The organism is Stomatobaculum sp. (assembly GCF_057248925.1).
The window spans coordinates 61,624-79,613 of sequence record NZ_DBHIHF010000004.1; the positions used below are offsets into that span (position 1 = coordinate 61,624).

Below are 17,990 nucleotides of genomic sequence, written 5' to 3' on the forward strand. Positions count from 1 at the left end.
GGAACGAATGGATGGAGGGTTAACTTATGATTTCTGCAGGTGATTTCAGAAACGGCATCACGCTCGAGATTGACAACGCGGTCTATCAGATCATTGAATTCCAGCATGTGAAGCCGGGCAAGGGCGCAGCGTTCGTGCGCACCAAGATTAAAAACGTGATGACAGGAGCTGTGACTGAGCGCACCTTCCGTCCGACGGAGAAATTCCCCGCCGCACGCATTGACCGCGTTGAGATGCAGTATCTCTATGCGGACGACGACATGTACAATTTCATGAACACCGAGACCTACGATCAGATTTCGCTGAACAAGGATCTGATCGGCGATGCGCTGAAGTTCGTCAAGGAGAACGAGATGGTCAAGGTTGTCTCCTACAACGGCAATGTGTTCTCGGTCGAGCCGCCGCTCTTTGTGGAGCTGGAGGTCACGGAGACTGAGCCGGGCTTTGCGGGCAACACGGCAACCGGCGCGCAGAAGCCGGCGACGGTCGAGACCGGTGCACAGATTTCCGTGCCGCTCTTTGTCGGCATCGGCGATCGCGTCAAGATCGACACCCGCACGGGCGAGTATCTCGGCAGAGCGCAGAACTAAAAGACAGACTTGCGAAGGGCAGCCCGATGCCGGGCTGCTCTTCTTCACATTGGGGGAAAGATATGGCAGTGAAAACAATCTTGGAAGAAATGAACGAGAGTGTGGCGCGCGCCTTTGCGGCAGTCGGCTATCCGGAGGCCGGCGCTTCTGTGCAACTCTCAAACCGCCCGGATCTCTGCGAGTACCAGTGCAACGGCGCCATGGCGGTCGCAAAGAAGGCCGGCAAGCGGCCGCTCGAGGTCGCCGAGGCAGTTGCCGCGGAACTGAAGAAAGAGAGCCTTTTCTCGGAAGTCGGCGCCGTGCCGCCGGGCTTCATCAACCTCCGCGTGAGCCCGGACGCGCTCGCAACGGCGGTGCGTGCCCTCCGGGAGCAGCCGCAGTGCGGCGCAGTGCGCGATGAGAACAGAAAGATTGTCGTCGACTACGGCGGCGCAAATGTCGCAAAGCCGCTCCACGTGGGACATCTGCGCTCGGCCATCATCGGCGAGGCCTTGAAGCGCATGGGCGCATTTTTCGGAAACGAGATGATAGGCGATGTGCACCTCGGCGACTGGGGGCTCCAGATGGGACTTATCATTGAGGAGCTGCGCCGCCGGAAGCCGGAACTCCCGTATTTTGACGAGAGCCATACGGGCGACTATCCGGAAGAAGCGCCGTTTACGATTTCCGAGCTCGAGGAGATTTACCCGACCGCGAGCAAGCGCTCCAAGGAGGACGAGGCCTTTGCCGAGGCAGCCCACCTTGCGACCTTGAAACTGCAGAGCGGCGATCCGGGTTTTACGGCGCTCTGGAAGCACATTCTCCGCATCTCGAAGGCGGATTTAAAGAAGAACTACGATGCGCTTGCGGTCTCGTTTGAACTCTGGAAAGGTGAGTCCGACGCGCAGCCCTTTATCCCGGCGCTTCTCGAAGACCTTGAGAAGCGCGGCATTGCGAGAAGCTCCGAGGGCGCGCTCGTCGTGGACATCGCGGAGCCCGGCGACAAGAAGGAACTGCCGCCCTGCATTGTCCGGAAGTCGGACGGCGCTGCGCTCTATGCGACGAGCGATCTGGCGACCCTCATTGACCGCGAGGCGACCCTCTCGCCGGACTGCTACATCTACATTGCGGACAAGCGCCAGGAACTCCACTACACGCAGTTTTTCCGCGTCGCGCGGAAGGCGGGCATCGTTCCCCCGGCGCACGAGCTCATCTACATCGGCTTCGGCACGATGAACGGCAAGGACGGAAAGCCCTTCAAGACAAGAGAGGGCGGTGTGATGCGCCTTGAGACCTTGATCCGGGAGATTCGGGAGGCAGTCTCGACCCGCATCGCGGAGAATCCGGAGATTTCGCCCGAGGAGGCAGAGAAGACCTCGAAGACGGTAGCACTCGCCGCGCTGAAATATGCGGATCTCTCGAACCAGGCCTCGAAGGACTATGTCTTTGACCTCGAGCGCTTTGCATCGTTTGAGGGAAACACCGGCCCCTACATTCTCTACACGGCGGTCCGGATTAAGTCTATCCTTAAAAAGTATGCGAACCAAGGCGGCGCAGCCATCACAGCGGCGGATTTACGACCGGCGGAGAGCGAGAGCGAAAAGGCGCTCTTCCTCGATTTGGCGCGCTATCCGGAAGTGCTGCGCGCGGCCTGGAAGGAACTCGCGCCGCACCGCATCTGCCAGTATCTCTACGAGCTCTCGAATCACTTCAATTCCTTCTACCATGCGGTTCGCATTCTGCAGGAGCCGAACGAGGAGAAGAAGCGCGCTTACCTCGCACTGATTCAGACCGCCGAGATTGTCATTGCATATTGTCTCGGTGTGCTCGGCATGGAAGTGCCGGAGCGCATGTAAAAATGCGACGCTTGTATGGAAAAAAAACCACGCTTTGCGTGGTTTTTCTTAATTGTGCCGTTGTCGGCATGTTATAATATTAACGCAGAGAGTAACAGAATCTGAAAGAAAGAGGGTAGTCAGATGGGATTGGCAACTTTTCGAGGTGGCGTCCATCCGTTTGAGGGCAAGGAGCTCTCGATGGACAGAGCTGTCACAGTGCTGAAACCGACTTCCGGCGAGATGGTGTATCCCCTCTCGCAGCACATCGGCGCACCGGCCAAGGCGATTGTCAAGGTCGGCGATGAGGTGCTGGTGGGACAGAAAATCGCCGAGGCAGGCGGTTTTATCTCGGCGGTCGTGGTCAGCTCCGTGTCGGGAAAAGTAAAGAAGATTGAGCCCCGCGTCACGGCAGGCGGCGCGAAGAGCATCTCAATCGTGATCGAGAACGACGGCCAGTATACGGCGGTCGAGGGCCTCGGCGAAGACAGGGATGCGACAAAGCTCAGCAAGCAGGAAATCCGGGACATTGTGCGGGAAGCCGGCATTGTGGGTCTCGGCGGTGCGGGCTTTCCGACCAATGTAAAGCTCACACCGAAGGACGAGTCGAAGATCGACTATATCATTGTGAACGGCGCAGAGTGCGAGCCCTATCTGACCTGCGACTATCGCATGATGATGGAGGAGCCGGAGCGGCTGATCGGCGGCATCAAGGTCATGCTGCAGCTCTTCGAGAACGCGAAGGCGGTGATCGGTGTCGAGAACAACAAGCCGAAGGCCATCGAGAAGCTCCGCGCACTCGTGAAAGACGAGCCGAAGATTTCGGTTGAGGCGCTCCGGACCAAGTACCCGCAGGGCGGCGAGCGCTCGCTGATTTACGCGGTGACCGGCAGAGAGATCAACTCCTCGATGCTTCCGGCGGATGCGGGCTGTGTCGTGGACAATGTGAACACGGTCATGGCAATCTACGATGCGGTCTGTAAGAAGACGCCGATTCTGGAGCGCGTCATCACGATTACGGGCGACGCAATCAAGGAGCCGCAGAACTTCAAGGTCAGAACCGGCATGAACTACAACGACATCATTGAGGCGGCCGGCGGTTTCAAAGCGGACCCGAAGAAGATTCTCTCGGGCGGTCCGATGATGGGACAGGCGATGTACACGACCGATGTCCCGGTCACAAAGAATTCCTCCTCGCTGACCTGCTTCCTCGAGGACGAGGTCGAGAAGAATCCGGAGAGCCCGTGCATCCGCTGCGGACGCTGCGGCGAGGTATGTCCCGAGTTCCTGGTTCCGGTGCTTATGATGAAGAGTTGCATGAACGGCGACAGCGCGGGCTATGAGAAGCTCTACGGCATGGAGTGCATCGAGTGCGGCAGCTGTTCCTACATCTGTCCCGCGAGACGCCCGCTGACCCAGGCATTCAAGCAGATGAAGCGCCGCATCGGCGAAGAGCGGCGGCAGAAGGCTGCCGCAGAGAAGGCAGCGGGCGGAAAGGAGACAAAGTAAGCGATGAATGTATTAAACGTTTCCGCCTCTCCGCATGTGAGAGACCGCGCTTCGACGCGGGAGATTATGTTGGATGTCTGTATCGCGATGATTCCGACCGCGGTCTACGGCGTGGTACAGTTCGGCATCCATTCGTTCTTCGTGATTCTGGTGACCGTTCTGGCGGCGGTGCTCTCCGAGTACCTCTGGCAGCGCGGCATGAAAAAAGAAGTGACAATTACGGATTGCTCGGCGGTTGTCACGGGACTCATTCTCGCGCTCAACATGCCGCCGGAGATTCCGCTCTGGATTCCGGCGCTCGGCGCAGTCTTTGCAATCATCATCGCAAAGCAGATGTTCGGCGGTCTCGGCCAGAACTTCATGAACCCGGCGCTCGCCGGCAGATGTTTCCTGCTGATTTCGCTTGCGAAGTACATGAACAACTTCACGTCGAAGCCGATTAACTTCGATGCGACGACGGGCGCAACACCGCTCGCTGTCATGAAGACCGCCTTAAAGGCCGGCACCCCGGCGACGGCGGATGTGAATCTGTTCCAGCTCTTCGTGGGACATATTCCGGGCACCATCGGTGAAGTTTCTGCGATTGCCCTGCTCCTCGGCGCGGCCTATCTGCTCTGGAGAAAGGTCATCAGCTTTGAGATTCCGGTCATCTACATTGTGACGACCGCAATCTTTGTGTTTATCTTCGGCGAGCACAGCCTGAACTACGTTCTCGCGCAGGTGCTCGGCGGCGGTCTGATTTTCGGTGCGTTCTTCATGGCGACCGACTATGCGTCGACGCCGCTCACCAAGAAGGGCCAGATGATTTATGCCGTCATCATCGGCATTCTGACCGGCCTCTTCCGTATCTTCGGTACGGGCGCCGAGGGCGTTTCTTACTCCATCATCATCGGCAATATGCTTTCGCCGCTCATTGAAGGCGCTACGATTCCGAAGGCATTCGGCAGAAGGGAGGCAAAAAAAGCATGAGCAAGACAAAAGAGACTTCGTTTGTGAGCGATGCACTGCGCCTCATGCTGATCACGGTGATTGCAGGTCTTCTGCTCGGCATTGTCTACACGGTGACCTACGAGCCGATTCAGGCAGCACAGAATGCGGCGACCATCGCGGCTTACAAGCAGGTATTTCCGGATGCCGCGGACTTTAAGGAGAATCCGGACAGCGACAAGCTGATTGCGGCAGATGCGGCTTCTCTTGCGGAGCAGGGCTTCGGCAATGTCATGATTGACAAAGTGGTCGATGCGGTCGATGCGAGCGGCAATGTCGTCGGTCACATCATCAACGCAGGTTCGAAGGACGGCTACGGCGGTCTGGTCTCGATTTCGGTCGGCATCCAGGCCGACAACAAGACGGTGAACGGCATTGCGTTCCTTACAATCGCGGAGTCGGCGGGTCTCGGCATGAATGCGCGCGACACCGACTGGTACAAACAGTTCAACGGCAAGAAGGGTGAGAAGTTTACGGTCACCAAGGCCGGTGACGGCGAGCTTGACAACGACAAGATCAACGCAATCTCCGGTGCGACGATTACCTCTCGCGCCGTGACCAATTCCGTCAACGCAGCGCTTTACTTCGTGAATAACGGCTTAAATCAGTGAGAGGGGGAAAAGATTCCGTGAAAGTTTGTTTGGAACGCCTGAGGAACGGTCTCATCACCGAAAACCCGGTCTTCATCATGGCGCTGGGACTTTGCCCCACCTTTGCAGTTACGACCTCGGCGGTCAATGCAATCGGTATGGGACTTTCGTCTCTGGTAGTTTTGATGTTTTCGAACCTGATTATTTCCGCGCTCTCCGGCGTGATTCCGGGGAGAGTGCGTCTCCCCGCGGAGATTGTCGTCGTCGCGTCCCTCGTGACGATTGTGCAGCTCCTGATTCAGGGGTTTGCACCTTCGATTTACACGGCACTCGGCATCTACATTCCGCTGATCGTCGTGAACTGCATTATCCTTGGCCGCGCGGAGGCGTATGCGCTCGGCGCAAAGCCGATTCCGGCACTCTTTGACGGTCTCGGCATGGGCCTCGGCTTTACGCTGGCTCTCCTGCTGCTCGGCTCCTTCCGTGAGATCATCGGCGCAGGCTCGATTTTCGGCGTCAAGCTGATTCCGGATGCGTACCACATTTCGATTTTCGTCCTGCCCCCGGGTGCTTTCTTCGTGATGGCGTTCCTCGTCGCGGGCATGCAGTATTACCAGGACGACAAGCGCGGCAAGAAGAGCAAGCCGCTTTCGCTGGAAGAAGCAAAGACCAAGGTTGTGAAGCCGGTCGCAAAGCCGGCGGCAGCTGCGGTGCAGGCAACAGTTGCAACCCCGGCGGTTGAGGCAAAGAACCCGGCAACGGAGAAGAAAGAGGAGGCGAAGTGATGTCAAAAGTAGCATTGCTCCTGGTCAGCGGTGCATTGGTCAACAATGTCGTGCTCTCCAGATTCCTTGGACTCTGCTCCTTCGTCGGCGTCTCGAAGAAAAAGGACACGGCGGCAGGCATGGGCGGCGCGGTTATCTTCACGATTTTCCTCGCGACCATTCTTTCCTCGCTGGTCTACATGCTCGTGTTGCGCCCGCTCAAGATTGACTACCTGCAGACGATTGTCTTCATTCTTCTGATCGCGTCTCTCGTGCAGTTCATCGAGATGTTCATGAAGAAGAGTATGCCTTCTCTGCACGCGTCCCTTGGTATTTACCTTCCGCTGATTACGACGAACTGCGCCGTGCTCGGCGTGGCACTCGACAACGTGCAGAAGGAGTATAACTTTGTGGAAGGCCTCGCCTGGGGTGTCGGCACCGCAGTCGGTTACGCAATCTCGATTGTCATCCTCGCAGGTATCCGCGAGAGATGTGAGGGCAACGATATTCCGAAGTACTTCCGCGGTCTGCCGATCGTTCTGATCAGCGCAGGTCTCATGGCAATCGCATTCACCGGTTTCTCGGGCATGATCAGCTGAGCGGAGGGAGAGAAATGAATTTTACCATTGTCATTGTCTCGTTTGCGATTGTCGGTATCGTCGGCCTGATTTGCGGCATGGGTCTCGGCGTTGCAAGTGAGAAGTTCAAAGTAGAAGTAGATGAGAAAGAGCTCGCGGTCCGCGAGGCACTGCCCGGCAACAACTGCGGTGCCTGCGGCTTCCCGGGTTGCGACGGCTGCGCGCACGCGATTGCGAGCGGCTCCGCGCCGGTCACCCAGTGTCCGGTCGGCGGCAAGCCGGTCGCGCAGAAAATCGCGGACATCATGGGTGTCCAGGCGGGCGAGGCTGTCAAGAAGGTCGCGATGGTTCGCTGTTCCGGCACCTGCGACAAGGCAATCAAGCGCGCCAAGAACGTGGGCCCGACCGACTGTAACCAGATGTCGGTCATGCCGGGCGGCGGCGATCTCGGCTGTGACTTCGGCTGCCTCGGCGGCGGTTCCTGCGTGAAGGTCTGCGAATTTGACGCCATTCATGTGGTCGACGGCATTGCCGTGGTCGACAAGGATAAGTGCGTGGCCTGCGGTCTCTGCGTCAAGGCTTGCCCGCGTCACATCATCGAGATGACGACCTACAAGGCAAAGTACCACGTGAGATGTATGTCGCAGGAGAAGGGCAAGGCAGTCAAGGATGTCTGCCAGGCGGGCTGCATCGGCTGCACGCTCTGCGTGAAGGAGTGTAAGTTCGACGCCATTCACATGAACGGGAACGTCGCGCAGATCGACTACGACAAGTGTGTGAACTGCGGCGCCTGCGCGAGAAAGTGCCCGGTAAGCGTGATCAACTAAAGTGCTGCGGCAGCAATTCGGCAGCAAGTATAACAGGCATGAAAAGCAGCGCCCTGTCCGCTCGGACAGGGCGCTGCTTTTGCATCTGCGAAAGGATGAAACGCGTTCCGGCAAACAATCGAAGAGACCGTTAACAAAGCATGGTAGTGAAAAAAGCCAAAAATGCGAGACATTTGCACACTTTTGTGAAAGATGTGTTGATATTTTTGGAAAGAGATAGTAGCATTAAGATATAGTTGCGCAAGAAACTATGAGATTCGCAGTCAGTGTAGGATGGACAGTATGGATTGACGCTGCAAGGAACTGCGTTTAATTGCTTTTGGAAGCAAAAACGGAGAAAGGCAGCTCCATCTTCTTGGAAACCGGTCGTCACATCGGCCAAGTGCATAATCGGAGGAAACGATTGTCTGACAGTGGGACTAGGGTCTTCAACTTGGAGTTTTGAGGTGGTGAATAATATATATGATAACTAAGCTTATGCCCCGCGCGAGCATCTGGATTCTGCATTTGTTTATCGCTGCGGATTGTGGTTTCATGGGTGTTTTTCAGCAGTGGAGAAGGCGCTGGTATCATGCTTGGCCGTATTTGAGTTACAGCTTTTTGCGCTTTCTGATTCTCGGCATATTGCTCACCTCACATGTGAAATATGCGAGATTGAATCGGAAGCTCTGGTATGCATTTTTGCTTGCGGACGGCATCCTGCTCGTTTGTTTTTGGAGGGGATACCTCCTGTATCCCTGGGAGATATTGCTGACGGTCATGGGTGTGCTATTGGCACAGCTGTGGGGCACGCACAGGCAGCTCGGGCAGAGGCGTGAAACGATTGACATCTGATACTGAGAAGAATGAGAAACGGGAAGCGCTTTGCCCTGCTTGGAGGAAAGCGCTTCCCGTTCTTGTCACAGTGGGAAAGAAAATTACCGCTCCGATATCTGTACGACCAAGCGATGCGGCAGGCAGGCAATAATCTCGCCGGGGCGGGAGATGCGCCCGGTGTGCACGCAGACTTTGTCGGGGCAGTTGGCCTCGCTGATCCAGGCCTCGCCGTCATGAATCACGAGGGTATTTGTGCCGCCGTCCGAGGTTTGAAATACATCCTCGCGGTTTTTGGAGAGCGGATAGTCACCGACCACCGTGCCATTTTGGGAGACCAGGACGCGCATGCCGTGTTGACCGCTGCCGAGCCGTTGCCAGAGAAGTAAGAGTAACGCTGCGAGGCAGAGGACGGCAATGAGAATCAGTTCCCGTTTTCTTTTTTGTGTCATGGGGTTTCCTCCCCGGGGAGCCCTAAGCGGCTAAGAGACGAATTCTGGTAACGGGCATCTTGGGTCACTTCCCGTCCAAACCAGGCGGGCGGCAAAAAACGCGCCGCACTCGCCTCGTCGGGAAACTCCACTTCGACCAGCCAAAGTCCCGACAGCGCCCCGTGGAACACATCGAGTTCCGCGGTGAGCTCGGTGCCCGGGAGCGGGATTCGATAGCGCGTTTTTTCGATGCGGAGACCGTCACATTTTTCGAGGAGGTGGGCAAAGCTCTCCGCCGTGAGCGGAAGATTATACTCCGTCCGCTGTAGAAGGCCGTTGCCCTTATAGGTCAGAACATACGCCTCGCCCTCGCGGCGCACGCGCAGGGTCGGCGAAGTCGAGAGATAGCCCTGTAAAAACGCTTTGTGCGGATAGCGCTCGAGACCGTCCGGTAATGCAGGCGGCAAAAATTTCCGCTCGATTTCAATGTGTTCCATGGAGTGCAGTCCTTTCCTGCCGTGTTCCGACATAGCGTGACGGAGACGCCGGTTCTTTTTCTTTCAGCTTACAGGGTTTCCGCATGTTTTTCCAGAGAGAGTTACGATTCGATCGTTCGTTACCGGGCGTCGTGTGTTTTCTTTGCGGCGGGGATCTGTCTTTGCCGCAGGGGACGAAGCATCCGCATGGGACACAGCTTCCTATCGCGGGTGCTGTGTTTGCCTTTCGTCGATTTATTTCGGAGATGCAGAGCCGACAGAGCGCGGCGTTCGGCCACGCTGCGCGTTGACGGATGAGTGCTGTGCACGAGGCGCAGAGATTCTCTTTTGTGACAGAATAAAAACAGTAAGACCGGGCACTGTCCGCGAGGATACGGCGCCCCGGTGTCTTGTAATTTTGTATGCTTACGGGTACAATATAAATAGAACGATAGTTCGGACGGTGAGGTCCGTTTTGAGAAAGGAAAGAGTCATGGCAGAGCAGATTGTAAGAGAAGATGTGGAAAAGCTGATTCAGGCGCCGAGCGCCTGTGCGGAAGTCGTTGCGGCGGGAAAGCGCTATTTAGAGGCAGTCGGAACGGCAGACGAAGCGGCGGCACGCGACGCACTGATCGGAGAGCTCAAGGAGGATGTCTGCAGTATTGACGATCTGATTGCCTTTGCGTCTTCGCCGTCCGGCGAGGCGGTTTTCGGTAAGGAAGCTGCGGCGGCAACCGAAACGGCGGCGAAAGCGGCAAAGGCAAACGGGGAGCCGAACTGCCTCTGTGATGCCTGCCAAGCGGGGGCACGCATTCTCCGGGAAGCCGGAGAGGCGTGAAGCGGGATGGCAAACATACGGGAAGAGTTTTCGCTGTTACAGCGCGAGTGCCTTGCCTGCGGCAGCGCGGAAGCAGCCTATCTGCTCCTGCAGCCGGCCGATGAGCACGATTTGGAGGGCATGGAAGAAGAGGCAAAGTTTCTCGCCGCATTTGAAGAAAAGGAAAAGCGCGCCGATCGCGGCCTGCTGGTCGCAGTCCGGGTCAATGACTGGATGCGTGAGCTCGCTCCCTGGGAAGCGCCGCAGCCCTCGGGCAACAGTCTCTTCGGAGACGGTGCGCCCGTTTTCCTCGAGAAGCTGCTCGCGCTGATTCCGGCACTTCGCGCGCGCTACGATTTGCCGGAAGACTGTCCCGTACTGCTCGGCGGCTATTCGCTCGCCGGTTTTTTCTCACTCTGGGCGTCCTACCGGACGGATGCGTTCGCCGCGGTCGCCGCGGCCTCGCCATCACTCTGGTTTCAGGGATTCATGAAGTACCAGAGGGGCAGAACCCCGCGCGTCAAGGCGCTCTCCTTAAGTCTCGGCGACAAGGAGGAGAAGGCCCGGAACGAGATGATGGCGAGCTGCGGCAACTTAATGCGGCAGTACCATGAACAACTGTCGGAGCGCATGCAGCCGGGCACCCTGGTGCTCGAGTGGAATCCGGGAGGTCATTTCGACGACAACGCGAAGCGCACGGCGCGCGCCTTTTATCTCGCGGAGAAGATGCTCTCCCGCAACGCCGGAAAAGCATTGTGACAAGCGTGCCTCTGTGCTATACTGTTCTACTGAATATGTCTCTTTTGCAAGTAATATGCTAATTCAGAGAACAGATTATCCAGGAGGACGTCCAGATGGGATTTCAGGTAGAGCAGAAAGAAAACAACATGGCAGTGATTACGGTGACTGTGCCGCAGGCAGAGTTTCAGAAAGCAGTCACCGCAGCATACAACCGCGAGAAGGGCAAGTATCAGGTGCAGGGTTTCCGGAAGGGTCATGTGCCGCAGGCAGTCATTGAGAAGTTCTACGGTCAGGGCGTGTTCTTTGAGAGCGCTGTGAACAGCTGCATCAACGATACCTATCCGGAGGCGGCAAAGGAGAGCGGCCTCACGATTGTGTCCCGCCCGGAGATCAATGTGACCGAAATCGGCACGGACAAGGACCTCGTCTATACGGCGACGGTTGCGACGAAGCCGGAAGTCAAGCTCGGCCAGTATAAGGGCGTCGAGGTACAGAAGGCGGATGCGACGGTGACCGACGAGGACCTCAATGAGGCACTGCAGAAGGAGCTTGAGAAGAACGCCCGCCTCGTGACGGTCGACGACCGTGCGGCGGAGATGGGCGACAATGTCAAGATTGACTTTGACGGCAGCATTGACGGCGTGCACTTTGACGGCGGCAAGGGTGAGAACTATCCGCTGGTGCTCGGCAGCGGCAGCTTCATCGACGGTTTTGAGGAGCAGATTGTCGGCCACAAGACCGGTGACAGCTTTGATGTCAATGTGACTTTCCCGACCGAGTATCACGCGAAGGAACTCGCGGGCAAGGAAGCGGTCTTTGCCTGCAAGCTGCTCGAGATTCAGAGAAAGGATCTCCCGGAGCTGAACGATGAGTTCGCGAGCGAGATTTCGCAGTTCGAGACTCTCGACGAGTACAAGGCGGATTTGAAGAAGCAGCTCGAAGAGGCGAAGGCAAAGAGCGCGGCGGCACAGAACGAGAACAACGTGGTCGAGAAGGTCGTCGAGAACGCAGAGCTTACACTTCCGGCACCGATGGTTGAGATGCAGTGCGAGCAGATGCTCGATGACTATGCACGCCGCATGCAGTCTCAGGGTCTGCCGCTCGAGCAGTACCTGCAGTACACCGGCATGACGGTCGAGAAGCTGAAAGAGCAGTTCCGTCCGCAGGCCGAGAGAAACTTAAAGACCAGACTGGTGCTCGAGGAGGTCGTGAAGGCCGAGAACATCGCGGTCAGCGAGGAGGCAATCGACGCCGAGATCGCGAAGATGGCCGAGGCTTACAAGATTGCACCGGAGAAGATGAAGGAGTATGTCGGCGCGGAGCAGAGAGAAGAGCTGGCGATGGATTTAAAGATCCAGGAGGCAGTCGACTTCCTCGTCGCGGAGGCAAAGCTCCAGTGAAAGTCAGGAGAAATCAGATGAGTTTAGTGCCATATGTGGTGGAAGAGTCCAGCCGGGGCGAGCGGAGCTACGATATTTTTTCCCGCCTCTTAAAGGATAGAATCATCTTCCTCGATGAGGAGGTCAATGATGTGAGCGCGGGCCTCGTGGTCGCGCAGCTCCTGTTCCTCGAGTCCGAGGATCCGGACAAGGACATCAACCTCTACATCAACAGCCCGGGCGGCAGCGTGACGGCGGGCATGGCCATTTACGACACCATGCAGTATGTGAAATGCGATGTCTCGACCATCTGCATCGGCATGGCGGCGAGCATGGGCGCATTCCTGCTCTCCGGCGGCACCAAGGGCAAGCGCTATGCGCTCCCGAACGCGGAGATTATGATTCACCAGCCCTCCGGCGGTGCCCAGGGGCAGGAGACGGAGATCCGCATTGTCGCCGAGCAGATTTTGAAGACACGCAATAAGTTGAATGAGATTCTCGCGGCGAATACCGGGAAGGATCTCGAGGTGATTGCGCGCGACACCGAGCGTGACAACTACATGACGGCGGCGGAGGCCAAGGAGTACGGCATCATCGACGAAGTCATCGCGCATCACTGAGTAAAAGGAGAAGAAAAGAAACATGCCCAATAAGAACGGGGAACGTGTGCGTTGCTCTTTTTGTGGCAAGACGGAAGATCATGTGAGAAAACTTCTGTCGGGACCGAACGGCGTCTACATTTGCGACGAGTGCGTGGCGCTCTGCAACGAGATCCTGCAGGAGGAATTTCCGGAGGACGACGCGGCGGCAAGCAGCTTAAAAGGCATCAACCTCCTGCGTCCGAAGGAAATCAAGAGGTTTCTCGATGAGTATGTGATCGGTCAGGAGACGGCCAAGAAGGTGCTCTCGGTCGCGGTCTACAACCACTACAAGCGCATCATGTCCAATACGGACTCCGACGTCGAGATTCAGAAGAGTAATATCTTGATGCTCGGTCCGACGGGTTCGGGCAAGACCTATCTTGCGCAGACCCTGGCCAAGATTCTGAATGTGCCGTTTGCGATCGCGGATGCGACGACGCTCACAGAGGCGGGCTATGTCGGCGAGGACGTCGAGAATATCCTGCTGAAGCTGATTCAGGCGGCGGGAGATGATGTGAAACGTGCCGAATACGGTATTGTTTACATCGATGAAATTGACAAAATTACCAAAAAGAGCGAAAATGTATCTATCACCCGGGATGTCTCGGGCGAAGGTGTGCAGCAGGCGCTCTTAAAGATTCTGGAGGGTACGATTGCCTCGGTGCCGCCGCAGGGCGGACGGAAGCACCCCCACCAGGAGCTCATTCAGATTGATACAACCAATATTCTCTTCATCTGCGGCGGCGCGTTCGACGGACTTGAGAAGATTGTCGACTCCCGTCTCGGCAGCGGCGGTCTGGGCTTCAACTCCCAGGTGGTCGCGAAGAATGCGCGGGAGGTGGACGAACTCTTCCACCAGGTCATGCCGCAGGATCTTGTGAAGTACGGTCTGATTCCGGAGTTCATCGGCCGCGTGCCGATTACGGTCTCGCTGGATTTGCTCGATGAGGATGCGCTGGTGCAGATTCTGACTGTGCCGAAGAACGCGCTGATTAAGCAGTACCGGAAGCTTTTTGAACTCGACAATGTGAAACTCGAGTTCACGGAGGGAGCGGTGCGCGAAATCGCTCACCTCGCGCTGGAGCGAAAGACCGGTGCCAGAGGTCTTCGCGCGATTGTCGAAGACGTGATGATGGATTTGATGTACGAAGTGCCCTCCGATGAGTCCGTCGGCATTTGCACGGTCACGAAGGAGATGGTGCGGCATGAGGCCGGACCGCAGATTGTGCACCGCGAGTCGAGCATTCAGAGGGATCGCGAGAAGCCCTCAAGGCCGGGCGAGATTGCCTGACGGCGCACATATACAGAGAATAGAGTACAGAAACAGAATAGTGTGTGAACACGAGACTTGTGACAGGAAGGCGGGCATATGCCCGCCTTTTGAGTCATTTGCGGCACGAAGATAGGAGGAGGTCATGAGGACAAGGAGAAGATACCCTGTGGTTGCGATGCGCGCGCAGGTTGTCCTGCCGGGCGGCGTGGCTCGTTTTGACCTGAGCCGCAGCCGGACCGTCGCAGCTGTCGAGGAAGCCATGGTGCGGGACGGTCTGATTTTTCTGGTGGCACAAAAAAATCCGGAGGCGTTGGACCCGGGCGTGAGCGGCACGTACCGCTACGGCACGCTGTGCCAGATTCGTTCCCTCACGCGGACGTCGCGGGACACGCGGCGCGCCATGTTGTTCGGGATACGGCGTTGCAGCGTGGAACAGCTGGTTCTGGAGGGGGATATTTATGAGGCGGAATTGTTCAATGCGCCGCTTCGGGAAATCGAGAAGGACAGCAATGAGAAAGAAGCCATGCTCCGCGCGCTGAAGGGCTATCTGCAGCTCTACGCGAGAGAGGACAAGGCGTTTGCGGAGAAGTACCTGCCGCGGCTCATCTCTGAGACAGGCCTCATGCAGCTTCTGCGGAACAGCTCTTCGCAGCTCCCCTGGGCCTGGGGCACGGGGCAGCGCCTGCTCGAGTGCAATACGGGCGATGAGTTTTACGAGGTTCTGACCGGTGAACTCTCGCGCGAAATCGATGTCGTGCGGATGCGCCATGAGTATGAGCAGAAGCTTCGCGTGCGTCTCGACCGGAGTCAGCGCGAATTTATGCTGCGGGAGCAGCTTCGCATCATCGAAGAGGAACTCGGAGAGGATGCAGGTATTGCGGGCGATGTAAAAGCCTATGCAGAAAAGATTGACGCACTGCCTGCCGGGGATGAGGTAAAGCAGGCGCTTCGCCGGGAGACTTTGCGCCTTCGGCATCTGCCGCAGGGGACACAGGAATTTGCCCTGCAGCAGAATTACCTCGACACGGTGCTGGCACTGCCGTTTGACCGCGTCACGGAGGACACGGCGAATCTCGCCGCGGCAAAGCGCGTGCTCGAACGGGATCACTACGGTCTTGAAAATGTCAAGGAGAAGATACTGAACTGCCTCGCCGTCAGGAAGCTGAACCCGACGGCTTCGCAGGACGTACTCTGCCTCGTTGGGCCGCCCGGAACGGGCAAAACGTCAATTGCCGAGAGCATCGCGCGGGCACTCGGACGGCGCTATGTGCGCATCAGCCTCGGCGGCATTCAGGATGAAGCCGAACTCCGAGGCCATCGCAGAACCTATGTCGGCGCGATGCCGGGACGGATTGCGGAGGCTCTCCGGCGCGCGGGCAGCAAGAACCCGCTGATTCTGCTGGATGAGATCGACAAGCTCTCGAAAGACTACCGGGGTCAGGCGGCCGTTGCGGCGCTCCTCGAGGTGCTCGACAGCTCGCAGAACCGGAGTTATCGCGATCACTATGTGGAACTGCCGATGGACCTCTCACAGGTCTTTTTCCTCGCGACGGCAAATACGACCGAGGGCATACCGGCACCGCTCATGGACCGCATGAATCTGATTTACCTCAGCAGTTACACGGAGGCCGAGAAATTTCACATTGTGCGGCGCTATCTCCTGCCGCGGGCGCGCCGGAACGCGGGCCTCACGGCAGAGCAGTTTTCACTGACGGACGGCGCTGTCAGGACGCTGATCCGCTGTTACACGCGGGAGGCGGGCGTGCGCGGCATTGCGCGGGAGCTCCGCACGCTCACGGAAAAGTGCGTCAGGCAGCTTCTCCTAAAAGAGCGGGAGCGCTTCGCGGTTACGGCGGGAAATCTCGAGGACTATCTCGGCAAGGCGCGTTTTCCGGCAAATCGGAGTCACCGGCGGGACGAAGTCGGGGTGGCCCACGGGCTTGCGTACACCGCTGCGGGCGGCGTGGCGCTCTCGGTTGAAGTCGAGGTCAATGTCGGCAGAGGGCTCTTCCGGCCGACCGGGCAGATGGGCGCCGTGATGCGGGAGTCTGCGGAACTGGCACTCGTGGTCGCAAGACAGCTTGCGGTAGAGCGCGGCACGCCGAGCGGCTACTTCCGCGAGCACGACTTTCACCTGCACATTCCGGCCGGGGCAATTCCAAAGGACGGGCCGAGCGCTGGAGCCGCGATGGCGCTTACGCTTCTCTCGGCCTTCCGGCACGAGGCGGTGCGCGCCGATCTTGCGGTGACAGGCGAAATCACGCTGCGCGGTCATATTCTGCCGGTCGGCGGTCTGAAAGAGAAGGTGCTTGCGGCGAGACGGGAGCGCTTCGCGGCGCTCGCATTGCCGTACGAAAATCGTGCGGAGATTGCAGCGCTGCCGAAAGAGGTTACGGCAGGGTTAAAATTGTACTATATCAGAGAGTTTCGGGAACTTGCAGCGCTTGCGCTGACAGGACGGGGAGAAGAGACAGATGGAGAAGAAAACGACAACAGTACGCCCCTCAGTGGCAGGTGCCTTTGGGAAAAAGCGGCCGAGCGTGAAGAAGGAGAGGGTGAAGAAGAAGGGAATTGAAGTTCCGTCGGCGGTGTACCGCCCCTTAATCGGCGAAGACGGCAACAGTCAGATTAAGGATGCGGTGTTGCAGTTTGTGCTCGGTGTGACGAGCGCGCTGCCGGAGAGCGCTCTCCCGGAATTTGCGTTTGCCGGAAAGTCGAATGTGGGTAAGTCGAGCCTGTTAAATGCGCTTGTGAACCGCAAGGCGCTCGCGCGCACCTCGGCCCAGCCCGGTAAGACGCAGACCATCAATTTTTACCGCGTGAACGGTGCGGTCTACTTTGTCGATCTGCCGGGCTACGGCTATGCGAGCGCGAGCGAGGCGGTCAAGGCGAGCTGGGGCAAGATGATAGAGCGCTATTTGCACGAGGACAAGCAGCTCCGTGCGGTCTTCCTGCTCCTCGACCTCCGCCACGCGCCCTCGGAGAACGATGTCCTGATGTACAAGTGGATTATAGACCAGGGTCTGCCGGCCGTGCTGGTCGGCACCAAGGCGGACAAGTTAAAACGGAGCCAGCTCGAAAAGCAGAAGAAGCTGCTTCTCGAGACTTTGGGAGCGCCGAAAGAGACGCCGCTGATCCTCTTTTCCTCGGTCACGAAACAGGGAAGAGAGGAACTGCTGCGCCTCGTTGCGGAGATGGCAAACCGGGAGTCAGTCCGCCTGCAGTAATTCTTTGAGCAGCAGGCGGTACAGTTCGCCGGAGCAAAGGGAAAAGCGGCGGCACATCTCGATGGCCTGCGCCTCCTCCGGCGCGGTGAGTTCGACCGAAAAGAGGGAGCTCTTGCCCTCGGTCACCTCGCAGTGCACGCGGTAGCCTGTCTGCTCGGCGGGGTAGTAGTCGGCGTGCACGCTGAGTTCGTTCCGGATTTGAAAGCGGTTTTCCCGGAGAAAGCAGTCGATGTCGGCGAGAATTTCGGGCGAGAGGCGCTTGCCGAAGAAGGCGAGCGTCTGCACGCCCTCTTCGGTGACCGAATAGCGGCTCGCGTTTCGGGTGCTGTGCAGCTGAATCAGACCGGATTCGCCGAGCTCCGAGAGGGCCTGCTTCAGGGTAAAATAGCCGGTGTATTCGCGCGACAGAAAGAATTCCGAGATCATATTTTCGCTCAGCGCGACATTCACCTGCTTTAACAGATAGAGTATCATGAGCTTATAGAGTGTCATGGGTTCGGACAGCATGTGTACCTCCAATCCCGGCAAGTATA

The 17,990-nt window shown here is 57.7% G+C and carries 19 protein-coding genes; 16 read left to right on the top strand and 3 right to left on the bottom strand.

All coding sequences use genetic code 11. The annotated features are described in order from the left end of the window. Positions 1-26 precede the first annotated feature (26 nt). From efp to ACO4XG_RS02150, 9 genes are all read left to right on the top strand, one after another. Positions 27-590, top strand: coding sequence for an elongation factor P (efp, locus tag ACO4XG_RS02110; protein WP_009532462.1), 564 nt, complete (start codon positions 27-29; stop codon positions 588-590). A gap of 62 nt (positions 591-652) precedes the next feature. Then, complete coding sequence (gene argS / locus ACO4XG_RS02115; RefSeq protein WP_330670121.1) at positions 653-2,425, top strand: arginine--tRNA ligase; 1,773 nt, start codon at positions 653-655, stop codon at positions 2,423-2,425. A 123-nt stretch (positions 2,426-2,548) separates the two neighbouring features. After that, positions 2,549-3,913 (top strand): electron transport complex subunit RsxC, encoded by a 1,365-nt coding sequence (gene rsxC, locus ACO4XG_RS02120; RefSeq protein ID WP_308508447.1) that lies wholly within the window; start codon positions 2,549-2,551, stop codon positions 3,911-3,913. A 3-nt stretch (positions 3,914-3,916) separates the two neighbouring features. After that, on the top strand, positions 3,917-4,882 hold the full coding sequence (locus ACO4XG_RS02125; RefSeq protein WP_308508448.1) for an RnfABCDGE type electron transport complex subunit D: 966 nt from the start codon (positions 3,917-3,919) through the stop codon (positions 4,880-4,882). Then, positions 4,879-5,511, top strand: coding sequence for an RnfABCDGE type electron transport complex subunit G (locus ACO4XG_RS02130; protein ID WP_308508449.1), 633 nt, complete (start codon positions 4,879-4,881; stop codon positions 5,509-5,511). Before ACO4XG_RS02125 ends, ACO4XG_RS02130 begins: the two co-directional genes overlap by 4 nt. A 17-nt stretch (positions 5,512-5,528) precedes the next feature. Beyond that, positions 5,529-6,275 carry an electron transport complex subunit RsxE gene (rsxE, locus tag ACO4XG_RS02135; protein WP_308508450.1) on the top strand — a complete coding sequence of 249 codons (747 nt, stop codon included), beginning with the start codon at positions 5,529-5,531 and terminating at the stop codon, positions 6,273-6,275. After that, positions 6,275-6,853, top strand: coding sequence for an electron transport complex protein RnfA (locus tag ACO4XG_RS02140; RefSeq protein WP_009532456.1), 579 nt, complete (start codon positions 6,275-6,277; stop codon positions 6,851-6,853). The genes rsxE and ACO4XG_RS02140 overlap by 1 nt, the downstream gene beginning before the upstream one ends. Before the next feature lie 14 nt (positions 6,854-6,867). Next, positions 6,868-7,659, top strand: coding sequence for an RnfABCDGE type electron transport complex subunit B (locus ACO4XG_RS02145; RefSeq protein WP_308508451.1), 792 nt, complete (start codon positions 6,868-6,870; stop codon positions 7,657-7,659). 462 nt (positions 7,660-8,121) lie between these two features. Continuing rightward, positions 8,122-8,493, top strand: a complete 372-nt coding sequence (locus ACO4XG_RS02150; RefSeq protein WP_308508452.1) for a hypothetical protein — start codon at positions 8,122-8,124, stop codon at positions 8,491-8,493. 83 nt (positions 8,494-8,576) lie between these two features. Here ACO4XG_RS02150 and ACO4XG_RS02155 read toward each other — a convergent pair whose 3' ends face one another. Continuing rightward, the gene (locus ACO4XG_RS02155; protein ID WP_308508453.1) at positions 8,577-8,924 is read right to left on the bottom strand and encodes a NusG domain II-containing protein; all 348 of its coding nucleotides are present in this window, start codon (positions 8,922-8,924) and stop codon (positions 8,577-8,579) included. Continuing rightward, on the bottom strand, positions 8,921-9,400 hold the full coding sequence (locus ACO4XG_RS02160; RefSeq protein WP_308508454.1) for a CYTH domain-containing protein: 480 nt from the start codon (positions 9,398-9,400) through the stop codon (positions 8,921-8,923). Before ACO4XG_RS02160 ends, ACO4XG_RS02155 begins: the two co-directional genes overlap by 4 nt. A gap of 454 nt (positions 9,401-9,854) precedes the next feature. Here ACO4XG_RS02160 and ACO4XG_RS02165 point away from each other — a divergent pair, with 454 nt between their 5' ends. The 7 genes from ACO4XG_RS02165 (at position 9,855) to yihA (ending at position 17,457) form a co-directional block, all read left to right on the top strand. Continuing rightward, positions 9,855-10,217 (top strand): hypothetical protein, encoded by a 363-nt coding sequence (locus tag ACO4XG_RS02165; protein ID WP_485129638.1) that lies wholly within the window; start codon positions 9,855-9,857, stop codon positions 10,215-10,217. A gap of 6 nt (positions 10,218-10,223) precedes the next feature. Beyond that, a complete protein-coding gene (locus ACO4XG_RS02170) occupies positions 10,224-10,955 on the top strand; it encodes an alpha/beta hydrolase (protein ID WP_308508456.1) in 732 nt (243 codons plus the stop codon). Between the two features lie 95 nt (positions 10,956-11,050). Then, positions 11,051-12,337 (top strand): trigger factor, encoded by a 1,287-nt coding sequence (gene tig / locus ACO4XG_RS02175; protein ID WP_308508457.1) that lies wholly within the window; start codon positions 11,051-11,053, stop codon positions 12,335-12,337. 17 nt (positions 12,338-12,354) lie between these two features. Further along, positions 12,355-12,936, top strand: coding sequence for an ATP-dependent Clp endopeptidase proteolytic subunit ClpP (gene clpP / locus ACO4XG_RS02180; RefSeq protein ID WP_308508458.1), 582 nt, complete (start codon positions 12,355-12,357; stop codon positions 12,934-12,936). A 22-nt stretch (positions 12,937-12,958) separates the two neighbouring features. Then, a complete protein-coding gene (gene clpX, locus ACO4XG_RS02185) occupies positions 12,959-14,248 on the top strand; it encodes an ATP-dependent Clp protease ATP-binding subunit ClpX (RefSeq protein WP_308508459.1) in 1,290 nt (429 codons plus the stop codon). A gap of 124 nt (positions 14,249-14,372) precedes the next feature. Beyond that, positions 14,373-16,805 carry an endopeptidase La gene (gene lon, locus ACO4XG_RS02190; protein ID WP_308508460.1) on the top strand — a complete coding sequence of 811 codons (2,433 nt, stop codon included), beginning with the start codon at positions 14,373-14,375 and terminating at the stop codon, positions 16,803-16,805. A gap of 28 nt (positions 16,806-16,833) precedes the next feature. Further along, entirely contained in the window at positions 16,834-17,457 is a 624-nt protein-coding gene (gene yihA / locus ACO4XG_RS02195; RefSeq protein ID WP_308508490.1) for a ribosome biogenesis GTP-binding protein YihA/YsxC, read from the top strand. Here yihA and ACO4XG_RS02200 read toward each other — a convergent pair. After that, the gene (locus ACO4XG_RS02200; protein WP_308508461.1) at positions 17,440-17,964 is read right to left on the bottom strand and encodes a DUF4364 family protein; all 525 of its coding nucleotides are present in this window, start codon (positions 17,962-17,964) and stop codon (positions 17,440-17,442) included. The two genes, yihA and ACO4XG_RS02200, sit on opposite strands and share 18 nt — an antisense overlap. Positions 17,965-17,990: the final 26 nt, after the last annotated feature.